This is a genomic window from Gemmatimonadota bacterium, assembly GCA_016713785.1.
Taxonomy (GTDB): Bacteria; Gemmatimonadota; Gemmatimonadetes; order Gemmatimonadales; family GWC2-71-9; genus JADJOM01.
Window position 1 is genome coordinate 1636724 of sequence record JADJOM010000003.1, and the last position, 21683, is coordinate 1658406.

A 21683-nucleotide genomic window follows, 5' to 3' on the forward strand; every position below is an offset into this window, starting at 1 on the left:
CCCTATTGCACCGTAACGACCCGGACGCCGTTGGTGGTCATCGTCAGGTAACCGGGGATGGCCACCGAGATCGTCGTGCTCCCGGGCGCCACCGGCCGGAAGGCCACCCCGCCCTGCCCCGGGCCGCCCGTCGGCGTGTAGTAGATGCCCCCGGCGTTGCTGACCTGGGCCGTCCGCAACGTCCCGACCCCGCTGCTGTCTACCAGGGTACCGGCCGCCGGCAGGGTGCTCGTGAAACTCGCCGTCAACGGCGCCGCGGCCCCGGCGCGGACAGACTGCGCCCGGATGAGGCCGCTGCCCTGCGCGTTCGGCATGCCGACCTGGGCGTAGAAGTTCACGTCCGCGCCGCCGCCGGTGTACGGGCCGCCCAGACCCTGCACCTCCACCCCGGGCTGGTCCACCGTCATGCCGATGGTACCGTTGGTGAACCCGGAGGCAACCGCCGTGATGGTCACGGTGGTCGCCGAGCTGATCCCTTCCATCCCCTGCGCGAAGTAGCTGAAGCTGGTCTGCCCGTTGAGGAGCGGCACCTGGATGGACGCGCTCCCCGGCGTGGTGGCGTTGGGCGCGAGCTTGAGGATGGTGCTGTCCGAGGAGGTGAGCGTCACCGTCACGCCCCCGTGCTGGCTCGCGCCGAGGAAGACACCGCCCGCCTCCTGCAGGCCGCTCCCCACCGACGGGTAGTTGGTGCTGACCGTGATGCCCGGCTGCAGGACGTTCACGGTCCGGGTGCCGGCGATGGTGGCCGTGGTGAACCCGGGCAGGCTGACCGAGATGCTCGTGGTGCCCACGAGCAGCGGGCGGAACGCCATCCCGCCGGTGGCCGGCCCGCTGGTCGGCGTGTAGTACACGTTGGGCGCGATGCGCGCCGTCCCCGTGGCGCCGCCGCCGCTGCCGGCCTCCTCGGCCAGGCTGTCGATCACGGTGCCGATGGCCGGGGTGCTGCTGGTGAAGGTGGCGGTGAGCACGCCCGGCGCCCCGCCCCGCCGGTTCTGCGCCCGCGCCAGGGCGGTGTTGCCGGCGTTGAGGACCCCGATCTGGGCGTAGAAGTTCGCGTCCAGGTCGAATGGCGTGAGCTGCGTGGGCACGCCCTGCACATCGATCCCGGGCACCACGGTGCGCACCAGCACGCTCTCCGGCGCGAACCGCGGCTCCGAGATCACCACCCAGGTGCTGTCCACCACGCCCTCGAGCGCCTGGTAGTAGATCGTCAGGCTGGACTGGCCGTTGGTGAGCGCCTTCACGAACGAACTGCGCCCCGGACCGTTGGCCACGGAATCCACCAGGATCACCGCGGGGTTCCGCGAGGTGATGGTCACCGCCGCGCCGCCATGCTGGCTGGCCGAGAGGAAGGCGCTGCCGGCCTCCTGCAGCCCGCCGCCGAGCGTCGGGTAGTTGACGCCGATGCTGGTCGTCGGCTGCGTCACGGCGATGCCGCGGGTGCTGGTGTTCACCGTCGCGTACCCCACGGCGAACACGCGGACCGTGTCATTGCCCGCCGCCTGGGGCCGGAACTCGACGCCCTGCGCGTTCGGGCCGCTGGTGGGGGTGTAGTAGAGGCTGCCGGTGGTATCGATCAGGGCGGTGACGGTGTCCGAGCCACCAGTCGATTGCGTGGCGAAGTCGGCCAGGATCCCGGTGCCACCGGGCAGGCTGGCGAAGGTCACCGCCAGCGGGGACGGCGCCCCGCCGCGCAGGTTCTGCGCCCGGGCGAGCGCGGTGAACTGGCCATTGGGCACCCCCACCTGGGCGTAGAGGTTGTTGACCCCGGTCAGCGTGGTGGTGCTCGCGGGCAGGCCCTGCAGATCCAGCGCCGGCTGCACCGCGGTGACCAGGACCGAGTCCGCCGCGAACCGCGGCTCCGACACCCGCAGGTAGCCCTGGAGGAACTGGCTGAACTCCTTCACCTGCACGTAGTAGGTGAAGCTGGTCTGGCCGTTGGGCAGCGTCTTGACGATGGAGTCGTGGCCGGGCCCGTTCACCAGCGTGTCCAGCACGAAGACCGTCGGATCGAGAGAGGAGAGCGTGACCGAGGCCCCGTTGTGCTGGCTGGCGCTCAGGAACACCGACCCCGCCTCCTGCAGCCCCACCCCGACCTGCGCGAAGTTGAGGTTCAGGCTGGCGGTGGGCTGGGTCACCGTGATGCCGCGGGTGGCGTTCGCCAGGCTGATGAACCCGGACGCCGACACCGACACCGAGTCGGTGCCCTGCCCCGCCGGCTTGAAGCTGATGCCGCCGGAGGCCGGCCCGCTGGTGGGCGTGTAGTACACCGCCGACCCGATCGCCGCCTGCCCCGTCTGGGCCCCGCCCGGGGTCAGGCTGTCCACGATCAGGCCGACGGAGGTGCCCCCCTGCAGCGCGAAGGTCACCGGCACCGGCGCCACCCCCGGCCGGTGATTCTGCACCCGGCTGAGCGCGGTCAACGGGCCGTTCGGCACACCCACCTGGGCGTAGAGGTTGTTGACCGTCGAGAGGGTGGTCGTGCTCGTGGGCAGGCCCTGCAGCTCGATGCCGGCCGCCACCACCGTGAGGGTATCCGGCACCGCGGCGAACCCCGGCGCGGTGGCGGTGACCACCGCCGTGCCGGTCACCCCCTCGAGGGCATGGGCGTAGTAGGTGAAGCTGGTCCCCAGCGGCAGGACCGGCACCGTGATGCTCCCGGTCCCGGGAGTGCCCACCGAGGTGGAGAGCACGAACAGGCTGCTGTCGGAGCTGGTCAGCGTGACCGTCACGCCGCCGTGGTTGGAGGCGCCCAGGAAGACGCTCCCCACCTCCAGCAGGCCCTGGCCCACCTGGTTGAAGTTGGTGGCCACGGTGATCGGCGGCGCCGGGTTCACGGTGACGATCAGGCTGTCCGGCTGCAGGTTGGTGGCCGTGGCGATGAGCGTGTCCGTGCACGGGAGGCTGGCCACCCCGCCATAGCTCACCGACGACGTGGTACTCACCTGTCCGGTGATGATGGTGACCGGCGAGGTCGCCGCCACGCAGGCCGGGTGGAGCGGCGTGAGGGTCACGGGGATCCCCGGCGCCGGGGCGGCCGTGGCCGAGCCGTTGCTCTCGAAGTTGACGGTGATCGGGCTCGGGAAGCTGGCGTTGATCGTCAGGCTCGTCTGCACGATCCGGAGCGCGGCCGCCGTGGTGGCCACCGTGGTGCCGTCGAGGTAGCTCGGGTTGCTCACCGTGATGGTGGACGCCCCCGGCAGCACGCCCGACAGCGTGGCGTTGGCCGACTGGCCGCCGGCGGCGATCGTCACCGTCGGCGTGAGCACCCCGACCAGGGACGGCGTGCCGCTGGTCACGGTGAAGGTGACGCCGCCCGGCGGCGCCGGCGCCGGCAGCACGATCGGCAGCGACTGGGTCTGGCCGTAGGGCACCGAGAGCGTCGGCGGCACGGAGATGTTCCGGTTCTGCACGTCCACCGTGAGCGCCCCGGCGGTGTAGCCGGAGGCCGTGGCATCCAGTGTGGCCGTCCCCGCCCCGACCCCGGTGACCACCACGGTATCCTGGGTGGCGCCCTGCGGAATGAGCACGCTGGCCGGGTTCACCGTGAAGCGGCTCGCGTCGCTGCTCGCCAGCGACACCGTGGTGCCGCCCACGGGCGCGGGAGCGTTGAGGGTCACCAGCACCGGCGCGGTCAGTCCCACCCCGACGCCCGGGATGCCGACGAAACTGAGCAGGATGGTCGGCTGCCCGAAGAACGTCGTGGCGGTGAAGCTGGTCTGGGCCCCTGCGGCCACCACCGTGGCGGTGGGCGACGACTGCGTGGCGCCGAGCGTCCAGCTGCCCTGCACCCGGCCCTGCGCATCGCTCGTGTCCGCGGCCGGCGTCACCGAGCCGTCGGTGGCGCTCCACGCCGCCGGCACGCCCGGCACCGGGTTGGCGAAGGTGTCCTGGACCTCGGCCACGAGCGGCACGGCCAGGGTGCGGCCCGCGGAGTCGGCCTGGGAGTCGCCCTGGATGCGGACCAGCGCGGCCACGGCCGTCGGCGCGGCCGTCGCGGAGAAGGTGACGACCGGTAGCCCCGTGACGGTGGCGGTGACCGTGTTGGCGCCCGCCGCTTGCCCGAGCCGCCAGGTGCCGAGCGCCGCGAGTCCGGAACCGTTGGTGACGGCGCTGCCGCCGGTCACGCTCCCGCTGCCGCTGGCCACCGCGAAGGTGACGCTCACCCCGGCGAGCGGCGCGTTCGCGGAGTCCCGCACCAGCACGGTCGGCACCTGGGTGACGAGCTGGTTCACTACGCCGGCCTGCGACGTGGCGGTCGCAGCCGTGATCGTGGCCGGGCCACTGCTCCCCTGGAGGATGTCCAGCCGGAAGCCGGCAGGCGAGCCCTTGAGCCCGGCGGCGGCCACGCCGACGTTGAGCGCCCCGGTCCCGGTCCCCGCCGTCACCACCGCCTGGGCGTACCCATTGGTGTCGGTGGTGGTCGAGGTCGGCGCGATGGTGGCGCCGGCCGGCGGCGAGAGCAGCGCGAAGGTCACGGGGTGCCCGCCGCGATACGGCTGGCCGGCCGCATCGAGCACCTGGACCACGAGCGGCTGCGACGAACCTCCGGTGAGCACCTGCTGGCTGTCCCCGCTGACGATGGCGAGGGAATCGGCGGCGGCGCTGAAGGCAAGCGTGAGCGTATCGGCCAGGCCCGTGGGCGTCTCGGCCGCGATGGCCACGCTGCCCACGGCGGCGGGGGCCGCGAAGATCCAGGCGCTGTCGACGCCCACCGCCCGGCTGCGCGCCAGCAGGGAGTCCACCGGGATGATCCCGACCGGCACGCCCGTGACGGCTGCGCCCCCCTGGTACACCACGGCATAGGCCAGCACGCTGTCGCCCGCCGCCACGGCCGTTGCGGTCAGCACCAGGCGCACACTATCTGCCGCGGCCCCGGGCCCGACGTAGGTCGGGGCGAGTGGCGCGGTCGGGGTGCTGGCGCCGGCGGAGGCGGTCACCACGGAGCGGACGGTGTAGTACAGCACGCCGCCGCCGCGCGCCTCGGCGTAGAGATAGAACTGTTCCGGCGACGTGGCCAGGTCCACCCGGACCGGCACGATCAGGGAATCGTTGCGCTGTGCAAAGTCGGCGGCGGAGAGGTACTTGGCAAACGCCTGGGAGGAATCGCTCGCGCGGCGGAGTTCGATGTAGACCGTGTCCACCGGCACCGGGATAAGCCCTCCGGCCCGCAGCAGGCCGGTCACGTCCATGCTGGCCACCACGGTCTGCCGCGGTCCCACCGGGGCATCCGTCGAGCAGGTGGTCAGCAGCAGCGCGCCGAAGAATGCTCGGAGTGCGCGGACTAGGCGATGGCGTCGAACCGGCATAGGCAGCACGGAGGCGCTTTGGTTAAGGGGTCAAGCGCAAGCTAGGGACGGGCCTGGGGGGTGTCAAACAACTCCCCGCCGGTGAGCGGCAGGAGCAATCGGGCCCGGGCCCCCCGCCGGTCGTCACGATTGGCCAGGGTGATCGACCCCCCATGCGCCTCCGCGATCTGCCGGGACAGTGCAAGCCCGATGCCGGAGCCCCCGGGCTTGGTGGTGAAGAACGGCACGAAGAGATTCGCCGTCTCCCCGACCCCGGGGCCCTCGTCGAGCACCTCCAGCACCAGGCGGGCCCCTTCCCGCCGCCAGCCGATCGTCACCCCGCCCCCGCTCTCGTACGTGGCATCCACCGCGTTCTGCACCAGGTTGATCAGCAGCTGGTCGAGCTGGTCCCCATCCGCCTGCAGCAGCAGGGAAGGGCCCGGCTCCACCCGGACGGCGAGCCGGCGCTCCAGCGCCGCCACCCGGCCCACCCACTCCGCCACCAGCACCGGTCGCCGCACGGGCCGGGGCAGGCGTGCCAGCCGGGCGTAGGCGGCCATGAATCGCCCCAGGGCCTCGCTGCGCTGGCCGATGATCTCGAGCCCCTGCCGCAGGTCGGTCTGGGCTTCGGTCCCGGCGGCGCCCCGGTCGAGAATCGATCGCAGGCTTCCCGCCAGTGACCGGATCGGCGCCAGCGAGTTGTTGATCTCGTGCGACAGCACCCGCACCAGGCGCTGCCACGCCTGGCGCTCCTCCGCCTGCAGCGTCCGGCCCACGTCCGTGAGCAGCACCAGCTGGTGGGGGCGCCCTTCCTGCCGGAAGCCGCTGCGGCGCAGTTCCCAGCGGCCCCCCTGCCCGGCGGGATGCTCCACCACCCTGGGCGATTCCCCCGTGAGGCACGCCTCGAGTCCGAGCGCCGCCGCGCCCCGGCCCAGCAGGCGCTCGGCGGGCTGCCCGAGCAGGCGTTCCCCACCCCGGTTCACCAGGCGCAGTACCCCCTGATCATCAAACGCATAGACCGCCGCATCAATCTCAGCGAGCACGGCCCGGACCAGGCCGGTGGCCTCCAGCACGCCGAGGCGCTGGCCCCGCAGGGTATCGGCGAGCTGGTTGGCCTCGAGGTAGACCAGGCCGAGCGAGTCGTCGGTGGAGTCTGCCCCGCGGGCGCGGAGCGAGTAGTCCCCCTCGCGGAGGGCGGCCAGGACGTTGGAGAGGGTCTGCAGCGGCCGCACCACCCGCTCGTGCAGGGAGAGCAGCCCGAGCAGCAGCGCCACCGCGATGACCAGCGTGAGCGTCCACTGCAGGCGGAGGGTGAAGTCCCCCCGCCACAGCAGCAGCAGCGCGGTGAGGATGGCGGGCAGCGCCGCGGCCACCGCCACCAGCAGGACCCGTCGGGGGTGGCTGGGCATCACGGCCGGGCTAGAGCCCGTAGCGTTCGAGCCGGCGGTACATGGCCGAGCGGCTGAGGCCGAGGGCGCGCGCGGCCTCGGTCACGTTGCCGCCGGCGCGGGCCAGGGCCTTCTGGACGAGCACCTTCTCGACCTCTTCGAGGGTGAGCTGGTCGAGGCGGGTGGCGGCGTCCTGTGGCGGGGCGAGCGCCAGGTCGGCGGCACGGATCTCGGCGCCGTCGGCGAGCAGCACCGCGCGCTCCAGGGTGTGGTCCAGCTCGCGCACGTTGCCGGGCCAGCCATAGCGGAGCAGCGCCTCCATCGCCTCGGGCCGGAAGCCGCCGACCGCCTTGCGATAGCGGGTGGCGTGATGCTGCAGGAAGAGCGCCGCCAGGCGCGGGAGGTCTTCCCGGCGGTCGCGCAGCGGCGGGATCAGGATCTCGATGGTGTTGAGCCGGTAGAGCAGGTCCTCGCGGAACCGGCCGGCCTGCACCTCGGCCCGCGGGTCGACGTTGGTGGCGGCGAGCACCCGCACGTCCACCTTCCGGCTCTTGGACGAGCCCACCCGCTCGAACTCGCCGGTGTTGAGCACCCGGAGCAGCCGGGCCTGCTGCGACGGGGTGATGTTGGCGATCTCGTCGAGGAAGAGCGTGCCGTGGTCGGCCAGCTCGAACCGGCCGATGCGGTCGGTCTTGGCGTCGGTGAAGGCGCCCTTGAGGTGGCCGAAGAGCTCGCTCTCGAACACCCCCTCGCTCAGGCCGCCGACATTGACGGTGATCATGGGCCGGGTGGCCCGCGCGCTCGAGGCGTGGAGCCACCGGGCCACCACCTCCTTGCCCACGCCATGCTCGCCGAGGATCAGGGCATTGGCCTCCGAGGGCCCCACCCGTTCCATCAGGCGCGCCACCTGGCGCATCGCCGGCGACTCGGTCACCAGGTCGGGGAGCCCCTCCCGCCGCAGCGACTGGTTCTCGCTCTCCAGCCGCTGGCCCTGCCGCAGCGCGCGGCCCAGCTCCACCTGTACCCGGAGCAGCGCCACCAGCCGGGTGTTGTCCCACGGCTTCTCCAGGTAGTCCCGCGCGCCGCGGCGCATCGCCTCGACCGCCCCCTCCACGCTGCCGTACGCGGTCATCACCACCACCGGCAGCGAGCCGTCGAGCAGGCGGATCCGCGAGAGCAGGTCGAACCCCTCCATCCCCGAGGTGGTGTCGCGGGTGTAGTTGAGGTCCATCAGCAGGACGTCGTAGTCGCTCCGTTCGAGGCAGGCCAGCACGCCGCCGGGGCTGTGGGTGGTCTCCACCGCGAAGCCCTCGCCCTTGAGCAGCAGCCGGAGCGCCTGCAGCACATCGGGCTGGTCGTCGGCGATGAGGATCGTGGGGACACCGGTCGGGATGGGCATGGGTCAGGGCGCCGTGGTGAGCCAGCGGACCAGGTTGCGGAGCAGGGTCGCGTTGCCGAGGGCGGCCGGCGCGTTCATCCCCACGGGCCGCCGCGCGGGTCCGGCGAGCTGGGCGGAGAACATCGCGGCCTCACCGAACACCGCCACCCGGCCGCGGCCCACCTGGAGGAGGGCGCCCTGCGCCAGGCCACCCGCCGGCTCCACGCGGGTGGCCGGGGAGAAGGACCACGCGGTGTCGGGATAGAGCTGGCGGCTGCCCGGCGGCAGCAGCAGCAGGGGCGCCGCGCCGGCGGGGAGCGGGAAGGCCTGGCCGGTGAAGGTCTGCACCTGCTCCACCCGCTCACCCGGCCCCCGGCCGAGGGTCACCGGGTGATCCGCGAGCGTACCCGCCGCGCGGGTGAACGGCGCGAGGTCGCTGCCCGCCGAGTCCAGGGCGAAGGCGTTGGCCAGCCGGAAGCCGAAGGCCTCGCCCAGGGTGGCCGCCGCGCCACCGAAGGGCATGTGGTCCGCGATGAGCAGGAGCGCGCCGCCCCCTTCCACCCAGCGGCGCACCGCCGCGACCTCCGCCGGGGTGAACGCCGGCAGCACCGGGTTCACCCAGCGGGTCTCGTTGGCCGCCGCCAGGGCGTTGGCCACCACCAGGAGCCGCACCGGCGCGAGCGTCGCGTCGGTGAACGGCGTGGCGAGGGGCACCACCTGGTAGCCGTCGCGCGCGAGCAGCGCCGCGAACGGTGCGTAGCGGCCGCCGGCGGTATGGAAGTTGTGATGTGCCCCGTCGACCGCGATGAGGGGGCCCCGGCCGGCGGGATGGGCGGGGTGGGTGATCGGCGGCCGGAAGGCGGTGTCGGGCACCTGCTGCCCGGCAACCGGCGCCGCGGCGAGCAGCAGGGAGAGCAGCAGCCGCTCAGGCCGCGGGAGCCTGCTCCGCGAGCCAGCCGTCCCGCAGGCGGATGACGCGATGGCCGTAGCGGGCATTCTCCTCCGAATGGGTGACCTGCACGATGGTGGTGCCCTGCTGGTTGAGCCGCCGGAAGAGCTCCATGATCTCCCGGCCCTGCTCGGAGTGCAAGTTGCCGGTCGGTTCATCGGCGAGGAGCACGGGGGGGCTGGCGATCACCGCGCGGGCCACCGCCACCAGCTGCTGCTGACCGCCCGAGAGCTGCCGCGGGTACAGGTCCTTCTTCCCCACGATCTGGAAGCGGTCCAGCGTGTCGGCCACCAGCGCCGCGCGCTCGGCGGACTTCATGTCGCGGTACCCCAGGGGCACGTCCAGGTTCTCCGCCACGGTGAGGTCATCCAGCAGGTGATACTGCTGGAACACGAAGCCGATGCAGCGCCGCCCCAGCGCGAAGCGCTCCTTGGGCTTGAGGCGGTGCACCGGCTGGCCGTCGAGCCAGTACTCGCCCCGGAAATCGGCATCCAGCAGGCCCAGGATGGAGAGCAGGGTCGACTTCCCCGCCCCGGAGGGACCCATGATCGTGACGAACTCCCCCGCCGGGATCTCGAGGCCGATGCGGCGCAGCAGCCAGGTCGGGCTGGGGCGGGTGTCGAGGGCCTTCTCGACGTGGACGAGTCGGATCATCGGATCAACGCTCCTTGCACCTTCAGTCGGACCGCAGGGCGGTCACCGGGTCCACGGCCGCCGCGCGGCGCGCCGGGAGCAGGCTCGCGCCGACGGCCGCCGCGAGCACCGTGAGGGTGGCCAGGCCGATGGTCAGCGGGTCCCAGGCCGGCACCCCATAGAGCTGGCTCGCCAGCGCCCGCCCCGCCGCCAGTGCCCCGCCGATTCCCAGGGCCGCGCCGATCGCCGTGAGCCGGACGCCATCCCGGACCACCATCTGCACCAGGCTGCGCGGCGCGGCACCGAGCGCCAGCCGGATGCCCAGCTCGTGGGTACGGCCGCGCACCGCGTACGCCAGCACGCTGTAGAGCCCGAGCCCGGCCAGCAGCAGCGCCACCGCGGCGTACAGCCCGAACAGCGTGGCGCCGAGCCGGGAGGCCTCGTACCGCGGCTCGAGGACCTCCTCCAGGGACCGCGCCTGGACGTACGGCAGGTCCGGGACCGCGGTCTGCAGCAGCGGGCGCAGGTCCGCGACCAGGTCGCGCGCCGGTCCTCGCGTCCGCAGGAAGAGCGTCAGGTGGCTGGTGGCGCCGCTGGTGGGCGGGAGCGGCACGTAGTAGATGGCCTGCGGCTCCTCCTGCGGGCTGTAGCGCACGCCGTCCTCAGCGACGCCGGTGACCACGGTGCACTCGGTGGCGTCCTTCCCGAGCAGCAGGCACTGGCCGATCGGGTCCTGGTCGGCGAAATAGCGCCGGGCCATCGTGGCCCCGATGACCGCCACGGCGGGGTGCGGGCGCCGGTCGGCGTCGGTGAAGCCGCGGCCGCGCAGCAGCCGCAGCCCCATGGTGGTGAAGTAGTCCGCGGTGGTGCGCTGGATGTAGGGCCCGCCGCTCGACAGCCGGGGCAGCGAGTCGCGGCCCGCAATGCGCAGCCGTTCCACCAGGCTCCAGCCGAAGGGCTCGCCGTAGTTGAGGGCCGCGGCCGCCACGCCGGGGTGCGCCCGCGCGGCGGCGGCCATGGCCTCGAAGGCGGCGCCGGTCTGCTGGCCGCTGAAGCCCGCGCCGGCGGGATCGGCGTCCACCAGGATGATGTGCTCGCGGTCGTAGCCGATGTCGATGGCCAGCAGGTTGCGCAGGCTGCGCAGGAACAGGCCCGCGCCGACCACCAGCAGCACGCTCAGGGCCACCTGCGCCACCACCAGCCCCGAGCGCAGCCGGGACCGGCGGAAGCCGCTGCCGCGGCCCCCTTCCTTGAGCACCGGGGTAAGGTCGCTCCGGGTCACCTGCACCGCCGGGATCAGGCTCGAGGCCAGCGCCGCGAGCAGCGTGGCGCCCAGCGCGATCGCGAACACCCGGCCATCCGCGCTGAACCGCTCGGCCATGGCCTCGGGCAGGATGTACCCGCGCAGCAGCCCGCCGCCCCATGCCGCCCCCAACACGCCCAGGCCGCCCGCCAGCAGCGACACCAGCATCCCTTCGAGGAAGAGCTGCCGCACCAGCTGGCCCTGCCCGGCGCCCAGCGCCTTGCGGATGGCGAGCTCGCGTGCGCGGGCGAGCCCGCGGGCCAGCATCAGGTTGGCCACGTTGGCACAGGCAATCAGCAGCACCAGCAGCGACATCGCCGCGAGCCAGCGGGCCAGGCCGGCGGTGGCGCTGAAGTCGGGACCCGCCGCCTCGAGCACCGGCGCCAGGCGCACGTCCTGGAAGCCGTTGGCCGTCGTCGAGTCGCTCCGCCCGGCGCGGATGAGCGCGGTGGCCTCGGCCGTGGCCTGCTCGGGGGTGATGCCGGGCGCCAGCCGCGCCATCAGGGAGATGAAATACCAGCCCCGGTCGGTGCGGTACTCGTCGTTCCCCTGCATCCGGCGGGCGACCGGCGTGAAGGGCACCCAGAGGTCCGGCGCGTCGTAGTCGCCGGCGTCGAACGCCGGCGGTGCCACGCCGACCACGGTGTAGGTCTGGTCGTCGAGCGGGAAGGTGCGGCCCAGGATCGCCGGGTCACCCCCGAACCGGGTGCGCCACAGCCGCTCGCTCAGCACCGCCACCGGGATGCCGGCATCGGGCCGATCGTCGTCGCGCCCCAGCAGCCGGCCCAGCATGGGCCGGGTCCCGAGCAGCGGAAAGAACTCCCCGGTCACCGCCGCCGCCGAGACCGGCTTGGCCTCCGCCCCACGGCCCATCGAGGCGCGCGAGATGTACTGCGCCGAGACCGTGGCAAAGCTCTTCGCCGGGCCGAGGTCGGTGAAGTCGGGATAGCTCACCGAGGAGTTGGTCCACTCGCCGAACTGCGGGTTCCGGTGGTGGAACAGCAACCGCGTCACGCGGCCCGGCTCCTCGACACCGGCCGGGGGCCGCAGCAGCAGCATGTCGAGCACGCTGGTCAGCGTGGTCACCGCCCCGATGCCCACGGCGAGCGTGGCGGCGGCGGTGAGCGTGAAGCCGCGGGCGCGGAGCACGGCGCGGAAGGCCTGACGCAGGTCGTGCAGCATGACTACTCCTCCCGGAGGACGGTGGCCGGATCCACCCGGGTGGCGCGCCGGGCGGGAAGCCAGGTGGCCAGCGCCGTGACGGCGGCCAGCAGCAGGGGAATCAGCAGGAAGGTCACCGGGTCGGTGGCGCTCACGCCGAAAAGCATCGACCGGATGAGGCGGGTGAGCAGCAGCGCGGCCACCAGCCCGATCCCCAGGCCGATCGCCACCAGGCGCATGCCCTGCCCCAGCACCAGCCGCAGGACGTCGCCGGCCGCGGCGCCGAGTGCCAGCCGGACGCCCATCTCGCGGGAACGCTGGGTCACGGTGTAGGCCATCACCCCGTAGAGCCCGATCGCGGCCAGCGCCGCCGCCAGCCCGGAAAAGAGCGTGAGCAGCACCATCGAGAACCGGCGCGGCCCCGTGGTGCCCTCGACCAGCGACACCAGCGTGGCCGGGGTGGAGAGCGGCAGGTTCCGGTCGATCCCGGCCACCGCCGCCTTGACCGCCGGCAGCGCGGCCAGCGGCTCGCCCGCCGTCCGCACCGCGAACGCCAGGAACGGGATCCCCGTCTGCTGCAGCGGGAAGTAGACCTGCACCCGCTGCCCGCCATCCAGTCCCTCGTGCATCGTGTGCCCCACCACCCCCACCACCTCGATCCACACGATGACCGAGTCGCCCGGGTTGCTGAAGGTGATGCGCTTGCCGATCGGGTCGGTGTCGGGCCAGTAGCGGCGGACCATCTCTTCGTCCACCACCACCACGCGGCGCGCGTCGCCATCGTCGTCCGCGGTGAAGCCGCGGCCGCGGACCAGCGGGATCTCCAGCGCGGCGAAGAAGCCGGGCGTCACGAACCGCACGTCGCCCCAGGGCCCGGGTGTGCCGGCCGGCGCCTGGTACCCCTCCACCCCGAAACCGGAGGTGGACCAGTTGCCCCCGAACGGCAGCACCGAGGTGCCGCCCACGGCCGTGACGCCGGGGACCGCCGCGATGGCGGCCATGGCCCGGTCATAGAAGGCGTTGCGCAGGGTGTCGTTGGGATAGCTGGCGGCGGGCAGGGTGACGTTGAACGTGAGGACGTGCTCGGGCGTGAAGCCCGGGTCCACGCCGACCAGCCGCGCGAAGCTCCGCACCAGCAGCCCGGCCCCCACCAGCAGGGTGAGCGCCAGCGCCACCGTGGCCACCACCAGCCCGCGGCGGAGTGCCATGCCGCCGCGGTCGCCGGCGGTGCCGCGCCCGCCCTCGCGCAGCGTCTCGGCGAGGGAGGTCCGGGCCACCCGCACCGCGGGCACCAGCCCGAACAGGAGGCCCGTCACCAGCGAGAGCAACAGCGCAAAACCGAGCACCGTCCGGTCGAGCACCAGGTCGCTGCTCGGGGTGAGGCTCCCGCTGTTGATGGCCAGCAGCGCGGGCACCCCCCAGACCGCGAGCACCACCCCGAGCCCGCCACCGAGGAGGGCCAGCAGCACGCTCTCGGCCAGGAGCTGCCGGACCAGGTCCGCCGGCGAGGCGCCGAGCGCCACCCGCACGGCGATCTCGCGCCCTCGCCCCGCCGCCCGCGCCAGCTGCAGGTTGGCCACGTTGGCGCAGGCGATCAGCAGCACCAGGCTCACCGCGCCGAGCAGCACCAGCAGCGCGCCCCGCGAGCCGCCGTTCTCTTCCTCGGGCAGGGTGGTGACGTGCAGGTCCCAATCCGCCGGGTAGGCGTCCGGGTAATCGGCCTTGAGCCGGGTGGCCAGGGCATGGAATTCCGCCTGAGCCCGCTCCAGGGTCACGCCGTCCCCGAGCCGGCCGGTGAAGTTCAGGAATTCGTTGGTGCGGCGGGTGTCGCTGAACTGCTCGGGCTGGAAGCGGAGCGGGGTCCAGAACTGCGCCGCGCGGAACCGGAAGCCGCGGAAGCTCGCGGGCATCACGCCGATGACCTGGTAGCGCTCGCCGTCCAGCAGCACCGAGCGCCCGACCGCGTCGCGGTCGCCGCCGAACAGGCGCTGCCAGGCGCCGTGGCTCAGGACCAGCACATGATCATCGTCCGCGGCCGCGTCATCGGGCCCCAGTGCCCGGCCCAGCGCCGCGGGCACGCCGTAGGTCCGGAAGTAGTCCCCGGCCACCCGGAGCCCGGCGATCCGCTCCGGCTCCCCATGGCCGGTGAGGTTCGGGGCCCACCCCATCTCGACCGCCGACGACTGGAAGACCTGCCGCTGCTCCTGGTAGTCGCGGAAGCCGGGCACCGACACCGGCGCTTCCATGTTGTTGAGGGAGGGGTAGAAGTGTTCCACCACCACCAGCCGGTCCGGGTCCTGGTACGGCAGCGGGCGCAGCAGCACCGCGTTGATCACGGAGAAGATCGCGGTGGTGGCGCCGATCCCCAGGGCCAGCGTGGTGATGGCCACCCCGGCATACCCCGGGCTGCGGCGCAGGGCGCGCACCGCGTATCGCAGGTCCTGCAGCACTCCGCTCAGCATGGCGTGCGTCTCCTGGTGGGGTGGCGGGACCGGCCGGGGAACCGGGCTACTCCGCGCGCAGCACCGTCAACGGGTCGATCGCGGCCGCCCGGCGCGCGGGCAGCCAGGCCGCGAGCAGCGCGGCGGCGAGGAACAGCGCCGGCCCGCCCAGCAGCGCCACCGGTTCCAGCGGGGCCAGGCCGAACAGCACCCGGTGGGCCACCAGGCTCGCCCCGATGGTGAGCGCCACCCCGACGCAGACTCCGACGACCACCTGGCGCAGGCCGTCCCCCACGACCTGCCGCACCACCTGCGCGGCCCCGGCCCCGAGGGCCAGGCGGATCCCGATCTCCCGGCGCCGCTGGCCGACCCCGAAGGCGACCACGCCGTATACCCCGAGGCTCGCGAGCAGCAGGCCCAGCAGCCCGAAGGCCCCCGCGGCCACCCCGCCGATCCGTGCCGGAAGCAGGGAGAGGGCCAGCGAGGCCTTGAGCGTCCCGAGACCCTCCACCGGCAGCGCGGGGTCGAGGTCGCGGATCACCTCGCGCACCGGGCCGGCCAGCGCGAGCGGATCGCCGGCGCTGCGGACCACCAGGGTGGTGCGGTGCGCGCTCACCTGCGCGAGTGGCAGGTAGAAGCACGGCGCCGCCGGTGTCCCGGGGCTGCCGTACGTCACGTCGCCTGCCACGCCCACCACCGTCACCCACGGCCCCTCGGGCCCCTGGTAGCTGAGCCGTCGCCCGATCGCGGAGCCCCCCGGCCAGTAGCGCGCCGCGAAGGCGGCGTTGACGATCGCCACGCCCGGCGCGCCCGCGGCGTCTGTGTCGGTGAAGCGCCGTCCCTCGAGGAGCGGGAGCTCGAGCGCCTCGAAATACCCCGGACCCACCGCCACGCGACCGGCTTCCATGTCTTCCGACGGCGCGGGGGCGTAGCCCTCCGGCGTCATCCCGGAGCGATTCCCGCCCAGCGACAGCGGCAGCGTCTCGGTCAGCCCCGCCGCCGTGACCCCCGGCAGCGCCCGCACCCGCTCCGCCAGCTCCCGCTGGAACTGGTGTCCGCGCGCCGTGGACCAGCCGGTGAGCCCCCAGTCGGTGGCGAGCACCAGCCCGTCCCGCGCGCCGAAGCCCGGATCCAGCGCGGACGCGCGGGCCAGGCTGCGGCCAAAGAGGAACGCCAGGGCGATGAGGGGCAGCACGAACGCCACCTGCGTGGCCACCAGCAGGCTCCGCAGCCAGCTGCGTCCCATCACCAGCAGGGCGCCCTGGTCCTTGAGCGCGGGAATGAGGCTCGGGCGCGTGGCCTGCAGCGCGGGGGCCAGTCCCAGTACCAGGCCGGCGATGAGGCTGACGACCAGCGTGAACCCGAGCACCCGCCCATCGAGGGTGAGGTCCAGCGACACCGGCACGGGCAGGGGCAGCTGCAGCGAGGAGACCAGGCCGTGCAGCCACGCCGCGGCCCCGAGGCCAAGGGCGCCGCCGGCCAGGGCCACCAGCAGGCTTTCGGTCAGCAGCTGCGCCACCAGGCGCCGCCGCTCCGCCCCGAGCGCGATCCGGATCGCGATCTCCCGCCGGCGGGCCAGGGCCCTCCCCAGGGAGAGGTTGGCCACGTTGGCGCAGGCGATGAGCAGCACCGCGCCCACCACCAGGAAGAGCAGGAGCGTCGCCAGCACCACCGGCGTCCGCGCGTCCGGGAACACCCGGGCCGCGGCCTCGGGCAGGACGGTCAGGTCCCGCCCCGCGCCGTCGAGCGTGCTCCACATCGCGGGCTCCGCCTGCCGCAGGGCGCGCGCGGCGACGGCGGCCTGCGCCGTGGCCTGCGCCAGCGTGGCGCCCGGCGCCAGGTGCCCGAAGAGCAGCAGGCTGCGATTGCCCCGCTCGCCGAAGAAGTCATTGCCGGGATTGACGGCGCCGGAGGCGCCGAAGGGCACCCAGGCGTCCTGCCCGATGCCGCGGAGCAGCCCGCTGAAGCCCGGGCGGGCCACGCCGGCCACCGTGAAGGGCTGCCCGCCGAGGGTCACCGACCGGCCGACGATCGCCGGGTCCCCGCCGAACCGGGCCCGCCACAGGGCGTGGCTCAGCACCACCGTGTGGGCGTCCGCGCCGGGACGCTCCTGGTCCGGGCGGAAGCCCGGCCCCAGGGCCAGCGGGATGCCCATGCCCGTAAAGAAGTCGGCGGAGACCAGCCCCGCGACGATCCGCGAGGTGTTGCCTCCTTCGAAGAGGCTGGTGGGCACCAGCTGCATCCCGACGACATGGTCGAACGCCGGCAGCTGCGCCCGGAAGCTCACCAGGTCCGGGTAGCTCGAGGCGCCGTAGCGGGTGCCGCTGAAGTCGCTGGTGTAGAGCGCCGCCACGCGGTCGGGTTCGCCCACGGGGAGCGGCTTGAACAGGAGCCCGTTGGCGAAGGTGAACAGCACCGCGTTGCCCGCGATGCCGAGCGCGAGCGAGGCGATGGCCACGCAGGCGTACGCGGGACTCCGCGCCAGGCTGCGCAGGGCGTAGCGAAGGTCCTGCCGGACGTTATCCATGGCGGAGCCTCGGGAACGGGTCGCGGCGGCGGAGTGCCGCCGCGCGTGGGGATGGCCCGGCGGGGGATCAGCCCCGCGCCGTCTCCACCAGGTGGTCCTCGACCACCCGCCCGTCGAAGAGGTGGATCGGACGGTCGGCATGGGCCGCGTAGCGCGGGTCGTGGGTCACCATGCAGATGGTCGCGCCGCCCCGGTGCAGCTCCTGCAGCAGCCCCATCACCGCCTCGCCATTGGTCGAGTCGAGGTTACCGGTGGGCTCGTCGGCCAGGAGGATCAGCGGCTCGCCCGCCACCGCCCGCGCCACCGCCACGCGCTGCTGCTGGCCGCCCGAGAGCTGGGAGGGGTAGTGCTTCATCCGGTGGGACATCCCTACCTTCTCCAGCGCCGCGAGCACCCGCTGCTTGCGGTCGGCGGCGCCCAGCCCGCGGTAGGTCAGCGGCAGCTCGACGTTCTCGTACACCGTCAGGTCGCCGATCAGGTTGAAAGCCTGGAAGATGAACCCGATCTCGCGGTTGCGGATGCGGGCCCGCTCCGCGGGAGAGAGCTGCGCCACCGGCTTGCCATCCAGCCAGTACTCGCCGCCCGTGGGGGTGTCGAGCAGGCCGAGCAGCGACAGGAGGGTGGTCTTGCCGCATCCCGACGGGCCCGCGATGGCGACGTACTCGCCCTTGCGGATCTCGAGATGCACCTCGGCGAGGGCGTGGGTCTCCACCTCGTCGGTGTAGAAGACCTTCTTGATGCCATCCAGGCGGATGAGGGGCTGGCCGTTCGTCGTCATGCGCGCTCCAGGGCGGCGTTCAGGCTGAGGGAGGAAGAGGGAAGGGAAACGACTGGTTCACTTGAGACGGACCCGCTCGACCGCGTCCCACCGCGACATGTCGGAAAGGATCACGACATCGCCTTCGGCGAGCCCGCGGATGATCTCGATGGCGTTGACGGAGTTCCGGCCCAGCTCGACCCGCACCCGCTCGGCCTCGTCGGTGCCGGGAATCACCCGGAACAGGCCCACGGTGCTGTTGGCCTGGCCGTAGGCCGGGCGCCCCACGTGCAGCACCCGGTCGAGCCGCTCCAGCTCGATCGTGCCATCCACGCTCAGGTCGGGACGCGCCCCCCGGGGCAGCGGCCCGTCGAGCATCACGTCGACCGTCACGGTCGCGTTCTGCGACGCCGGATCGATCCGCACCACGTGGCCCTTGATGATGCCGTTGCGCGTGTCGATCGCCGCCACCTGGCCGATCACCACGTCCTTGGCCTGCGTCTCCGGGATGCGGAGCACCGCCTTGAGCCGCTCCGGCTGCACCACCTTCGCCAGCGTGGCGCCCGAGATGGCCCACTGGCCCACCTCGAGCGGCAGCTCCTGCAGCACCCCGTCGGCGCCCGCCCGCACGGTCATCGCGTCCACCATCGAGCGCTGGAAGTCGGCCACGGCCTTGAGCCGCTGGACCTGCTCCTCCTGCACCTGCAGCTGCCCCGCGATGTTGTCGGTGAAGATCTGCAGCCGCTGCTGCTCCACCGCGAGCCGCTCCGTCAGCTCCTCGGCCTTGTCCCGGGAGCGGGCGTACTCCGAGGTGGAGATGAGGTTCTGCGCGGCCAGGGCGGAGTCGGCCAGCGCCTTCCGGATCGCCTCGCGGTACTCGGACCGCACCGAGGCCACCGTCCCCGCCTGGTTGAGCCGCTGGGTCTCGAGCTGGGTCCGGAGCGACACCAGCTGGGCCTGCGACTCGGTCAGCGACCGCTCCGCCTGCAGCCGCTGGATCTCCATGTCGGGGTTGCTCAGCTCGAGCAGGATCGTGCTGGCCGTGACCCGCGCCCCCGGCTGGATCGGCTTCTTCTCCACCCGCCCCGGCGTGACCGCCGACACCCAGCGGATCTGTTCCGGGACGAGGGACCCGGGCCCCCGCACCTCGCGCACCATCGGTCCCAGCCGGACGGTGTCGGTCCAGAGCGTGCCACCCTCCACTGAGGGCGCGGCGGGCTTGAGCCGCGACAGCCCGACGGTGATGACCACCAGGGCCAGCAGCCCCGACCCCATGAGGATGAAGCGGCGGCGGTCCGGACGGCGCTCTCGGGGAATGTCCACGCACGGGTCCTGGCGGCAAGGTGATGATCAACGCACCTACGAGGGTGTGCCGACCCAATGGGAAGATGCGTGCCGATGTGCCCCTCGGCACGGCCGCCACAAAGCGCCTTGGGACATCGGGTTACGATTCAGACCCTTGCCGCCCCGCCAGGGTTGCGTCCGCCGCTGGGATTCGCCGTCCCAGAACCGGACAGTGTGCCCCGGGGCAACCGGCCGCGTGTCGCTCACCGGGGTTACGTCGTCCCCTAGCCCGGAGTACCTTGGGCCGACCGTGCGTGCCCGACGGCCTTACTCTGCATCCCGGACCACAACCGCGCCACCACCGCGCTCCGCCCCCCGAGGGGGCGCCGCGCTCCAGCCCCTGGAACGCATGTCGCGATCGCTCTCGCGGGTCATGGTCGTCGTGTGCCTCTGCGCCTGCAGCCACCCGGATGCCTTCCCTTCCGGCGACCCGGGCGACGACGGCCCCTTTTCCGGTCCGCCCCCGCAGCGGCTCACGCTCAACCCCGCGGTGGACCAGGCGCCCTCCTGGTATCCGGATGGCTCCGCCCTGCTCTATGCCTTCGACCAGGCCGAGCGGCCCGATCTCGACCGGTGCCTCGGGCTGCTCCCGGCGTTGGGCGGCACCCGCCAGGCCGAGAAGTGCCCGATTGTCGACGCCGGCGGGGATTCCACGGACGTCTATGAATGGGCCGCGGCCAGCGCCGGCGGGCGCGTGGCCTGGGTGGAGCAGCATGGACCGGCGGGGTTCCGCACCCCGTCGAGTGGGGCCATCGCGGTGGGCTCCCTGGACCCCGTGGCGTCGCTCCGCGTGCTGCGGGCCCTGCCCTACCTGGCCCCGAGCGGCGCCATCCACGCCACCGCCACCCACCTCGGCTGGCTCGGGGAAGACACGGTGGTGTACGTCGGGGCGGACGTGGTGACCTCGCGGGCCTGCCAGGGCTGCAAGCTCGACACCCTCGTGATCGGGCACGACGTCGTGACCCTCGACCTGGCCACCGATCCCGCCACGCTCGCGATCGTGCCCGGCACCGCGGGCGCCACCAGCGTGTGGCCGGGGAGCGGCAGCATCCTCTATACCCTGGGGGGGGACAGTCAGGTCTTCCGGCGACAGCTCGCGACCGGGGTGGTCGACACGGTCTTCGATTTCGGCGGCCTCGGCATCGCGCGCGACGCCGGGCTGATCGGAAGCCAGCTCACCGCGGTGGTGGGCGGACGGGTCAGCTTCGGCATCGACCCGCTGCTCGGGCCGGTCCAGCGCGACAGCGGCGGCACGCTCTACCTGGTGGACCTGACCTCGCCGACCCCGACGGCGCTCAGTCCCGACAACCAGTTGCTGCGGCATGCGGCGCCGGTCGCCGGACGGGGCGTGGTGGCGGCGGAGGCCACCGATACCGCCGGCCCATTCATCCCGGACCTCTTCCTCTATACCCTGCCGTGAAGCCGCTGCGCTGCATCCTCCTGGTCGTGCTGGCGGGCTGCGGTCATGCCGAGCCCTTCACCACCGATGCGCCGGGCGACGGCGGTCCACGCGACGCCACGGCGCCGGTGCGCCTGACCTACAACATCGGGCAGGATGGCTGGGCCGCCTGGTCGGCCGATGGCACGACGCTGTACTACTCGGCGCAGGATACGTTCACGGTGGACAAGGACCGCTGCATCGTGCGGATGCCGGGCGGCGGCGGGACCCGCAGCCCGCTCGCCTGCCCCGCCGACCCGGGCGGCAATGATACCACCGAGATCCTCGACCAGCCCGCGCCGCGCGGCGGCCGGCTGGTGTATGCCTCGTCCACGCTCGGCGTGGACGAGCATTCACCGTTCCGGATCGCGCTGTGGCTCGCGCGCGACTCGAGTTTTGCCCCCGCCACGCGGCTCTTCGACTTTCCCTACACCGCGCCCTCCGGCCGCTCCCACGACGCCCCGCTCTTCCTGCAGTGGCTGCGCGACGACGTCCTGCTCTTCATCGGCGCGGAGAACGGCTGCTGCCGGAAGGACACCATGCGCTTCGGGGAGCAGGTGGTGCTGCTCGACGTGGGCGGCGCCGCGCCGGTCCGGAGCTTCGTGCCCGGCACCACCCGGGCCAGCGCGGTGCAGGCGGCCGCCGATGGGGCCACCATCTACTACACGATCGCGGGCGACAGCCGCGTCTTTGCCCAGGTCCTGACGACCGGGCAGGTCGACACCCTGCACGACTTCGGGCCGGGCCGGGTGGCGCGCGACCCGCAGCTCCGCGGCACCACGCTCTTCGCGATCGTGGACGGGCACGACGGGTTCACCGACCTGCCTCCATTCGATGACGTGCAGGTGGACTACGGCGGCACGCTGGTGGCGGTGGACCTGGCCACGGGCACCGAGACCCGGCAGGGGGACACCCTGCACCTGTACAAGCGGCCGCGGCTGGCGCCCGGGGGCGGCGCGCTCGCGGTGGAGGGCTACCCGATGACCATCAACGTCCTGCGCGACAGCACGGGCACGATCATCCTGGCGGACACCAGCGTGAGCCGGTGGGCCGATCTCTGGCTTCTGGAGGAATAG

General features: G+C 73.2%; 12 protein-coding genes. 2 read left to right on the plus strand and 10 right to left on the minus strand.

The window, feature by feature from the left end:
- Nucleotides 1-2 precede the first annotated feature (2 nt).
- The 10 genes from IPJ95_15495 to IPJ95_15540 form a co-directional block, all read right to left on the minus strand.
- A complete protein-coding gene (locus tag IPJ95_15495) occupies nt 3-5309 on the minus strand; it encodes a hypothetical protein (GenBank protein ID MBK7925007.1) in 5307 nt (1768 codons plus the stop codon).
- A 41-nt stretch (nt 5310-5350) separates the two neighbouring features.
- Nucleotides 5351-6697 (minus strand): PAS domain-containing sensor histidine kinase, encoded by a 1347-nt coding sequence (locus tag IPJ95_15500; GenBank protein ID MBK7925008.1) that lies wholly within the window; start codon nt 6695-6697, stop codon nt 5351-5353.
- A 10-nt stretch (nt 6698-6707) separates the two neighbouring features.
- Nucleotides 6708-8075, minus strand: a complete 1368-nt coding sequence (locus IPJ95_15505) for a sigma-54-dependent Fis family transcriptional regulator (protein ID MBK7925009.1) — start codon at nt 8073-8075, stop codon at nt 6708-6710.
- Nucleotides 8076-8078: 3 nt separating this feature from the next.
- A complete protein-coding gene (locus IPJ95_15510; protein ID MBK7925010.1) occupies nt 8079-9050 on the minus strand; it encodes a hypothetical protein in 972 nt (323 codons plus the stop codon).
- Complete coding sequence (locus tag IPJ95_15515) at nt 8980-9657, minus strand: ABC transporter ATP-binding protein (protein ID MBK7925011.1); 678 nt, start codon at nt 9655-9657, stop codon at nt 8980-8982. Before IPJ95_15515 ends, IPJ95_15510 begins: the two co-directional genes overlap by 71 nt.
- A 22-nt stretch (nt 9658-9679) precedes the next feature.
- Nucleotides 9680-12121 (minus strand): ABC transporter permease, encoded by a 2442-nt coding sequence (locus IPJ95_15520; GenBank protein MBK7925012.1) that lies wholly within the window; start codon nt 12119-12121, stop codon nt 9680-9682.
- A 2-nt stretch (nt 12122-12123) separates the two neighbouring features.
- Nucleotides 12124-14562 carry an ABC transporter permease gene (locus IPJ95_15525; GenBank protein ID MBK7925013.1) on the minus strand — a complete coding sequence of 813 codons (2439 nt, stop codon included), beginning with the start codon at nt 14560-14562 and terminating at the stop codon, nt 12124-12126.
- 46 nt (nt 14563-14608) lie between these two features.
- Complete coding sequence (locus IPJ95_15530) at nt 14609-17068, minus strand: ABC transporter permease (GenBank protein MBK7925014.1); 2460 nt, start codon at nt 17066-17068, stop codon at nt 14609-14611.
- A 67-nt stretch (nt 17069-17135) separates the two neighbouring features.
- Entirely contained in the window at nt 17136-17846 is a 711-nt protein-coding gene (locus tag IPJ95_15535) for an ABC transporter ATP-binding protein (protein MBK7925015.1), read from the minus strand.
- Between the two features lie 57 nt (nt 17847-17903).
- Nucleotides 17904-19148: an HlyD family efflux transporter periplasmic adaptor subunit gene (locus IPJ95_15540; GenBank protein MBK7925016.1), complete on the minus strand. Its 1245-nt coding sequence runs from the start codon at nt 19146-19148 to the stop codon at nt 17904-17906.
- 370 nt (nt 19149-19518) lie between these two features.
- Here IPJ95_15540 and IPJ95_15545 point away from each other — a divergent pair, with 370 nt between their 5' ends.
- Nucleotides 19519-20589 carry a hypothetical protein gene (locus tag IPJ95_15545; GenBank protein ID MBK7925017.1) on the plus strand — a complete coding sequence of 357 codons (1071 nt, stop codon included), beginning with the start codon at nt 19519-19521 and terminating at the stop codon, nt 20587-20589.
- Entirely contained in the window at nt 20586-21683 is a 1098-nt protein-coding gene (locus tag IPJ95_15550; GenBank protein MBK7925018.1) for a hypothetical protein, read from the plus strand. Before IPJ95_15545 ends, IPJ95_15550 begins: the two co-directional genes overlap by 4 nt.

Excerpts from the sequence above, each read along its gene's own strand:
- IPJ95_15495 (MBK7925007.1), bottom strand. The coding sequence starts at position 5,309 with ATGCCGGTTCGACGCCATCGCCTAGTCCGCGCACTCCGAGCATTCTTC.
- IPJ95_15500 (MBK7925008.1), bottom strand. The coding sequence starts at position 6,697 with ATGCCCAGCCACCCCCGACGGGTCCTGCTGGTGGCGGTGGCCGCGGCG.
- IPJ95_15505 (MBK7925009.1), bottom strand. The coding sequence starts at position 8,075 with ATGCCCATCCCGACCGGTGTCCCCACGATCCTCATCGCCGACGACCAG.
- IPJ95_15510 (MBK7925010.1), bottom strand. The coding sequence starts at position 9,050 with ATGCCCGCTACGGCCATCGCGTCATCCGCCTGCGGGACGGCTGGCTCG.
- IPJ95_15515 (MBK7925011.1), bottom strand. The coding sequence starts at position 9,657 with ATGATCCGACTCGTCCACGTCGAGAAGGCCCTCGACACCCGCCCCAGC.
- IPJ95_15520 (MBK7925012.1), bottom strand. The coding sequence starts at position 12,121 with ATGCTGCACGACCTGCGTCAGGCCTTCCGCGCCGTGCTCCGCGCCCGC.
- IPJ95_15525 (MBK7925013.1), bottom strand. The coding sequence starts at position 14,562 with ATGCTGAGCGGAGTGCTGCAGGACCTGCGATACGCGGTGCGCGCCCTG.
- IPJ95_15530 (MBK7925014.1), bottom strand. The coding sequence starts at position 17,068 with ATGGATAACGTCCGGCAGGACCTTCGCTACGCCCTGCGCAGCCTGGCG.
- IPJ95_15535 (MBK7925015.1), bottom strand. The coding sequence starts at position 17,846 with ATGACGACGAACGGCCAGCCCCTCATCCGCCTGGATGGCATCAAGAAG.
- IPJ95_15545 (MBK7925017.1), top strand. The coding sequence starts at position 19,519 with ATGTCGCGATCGCTCTCGCGGGTCATGGTCGTCGTGTGCCTCTGCGCC.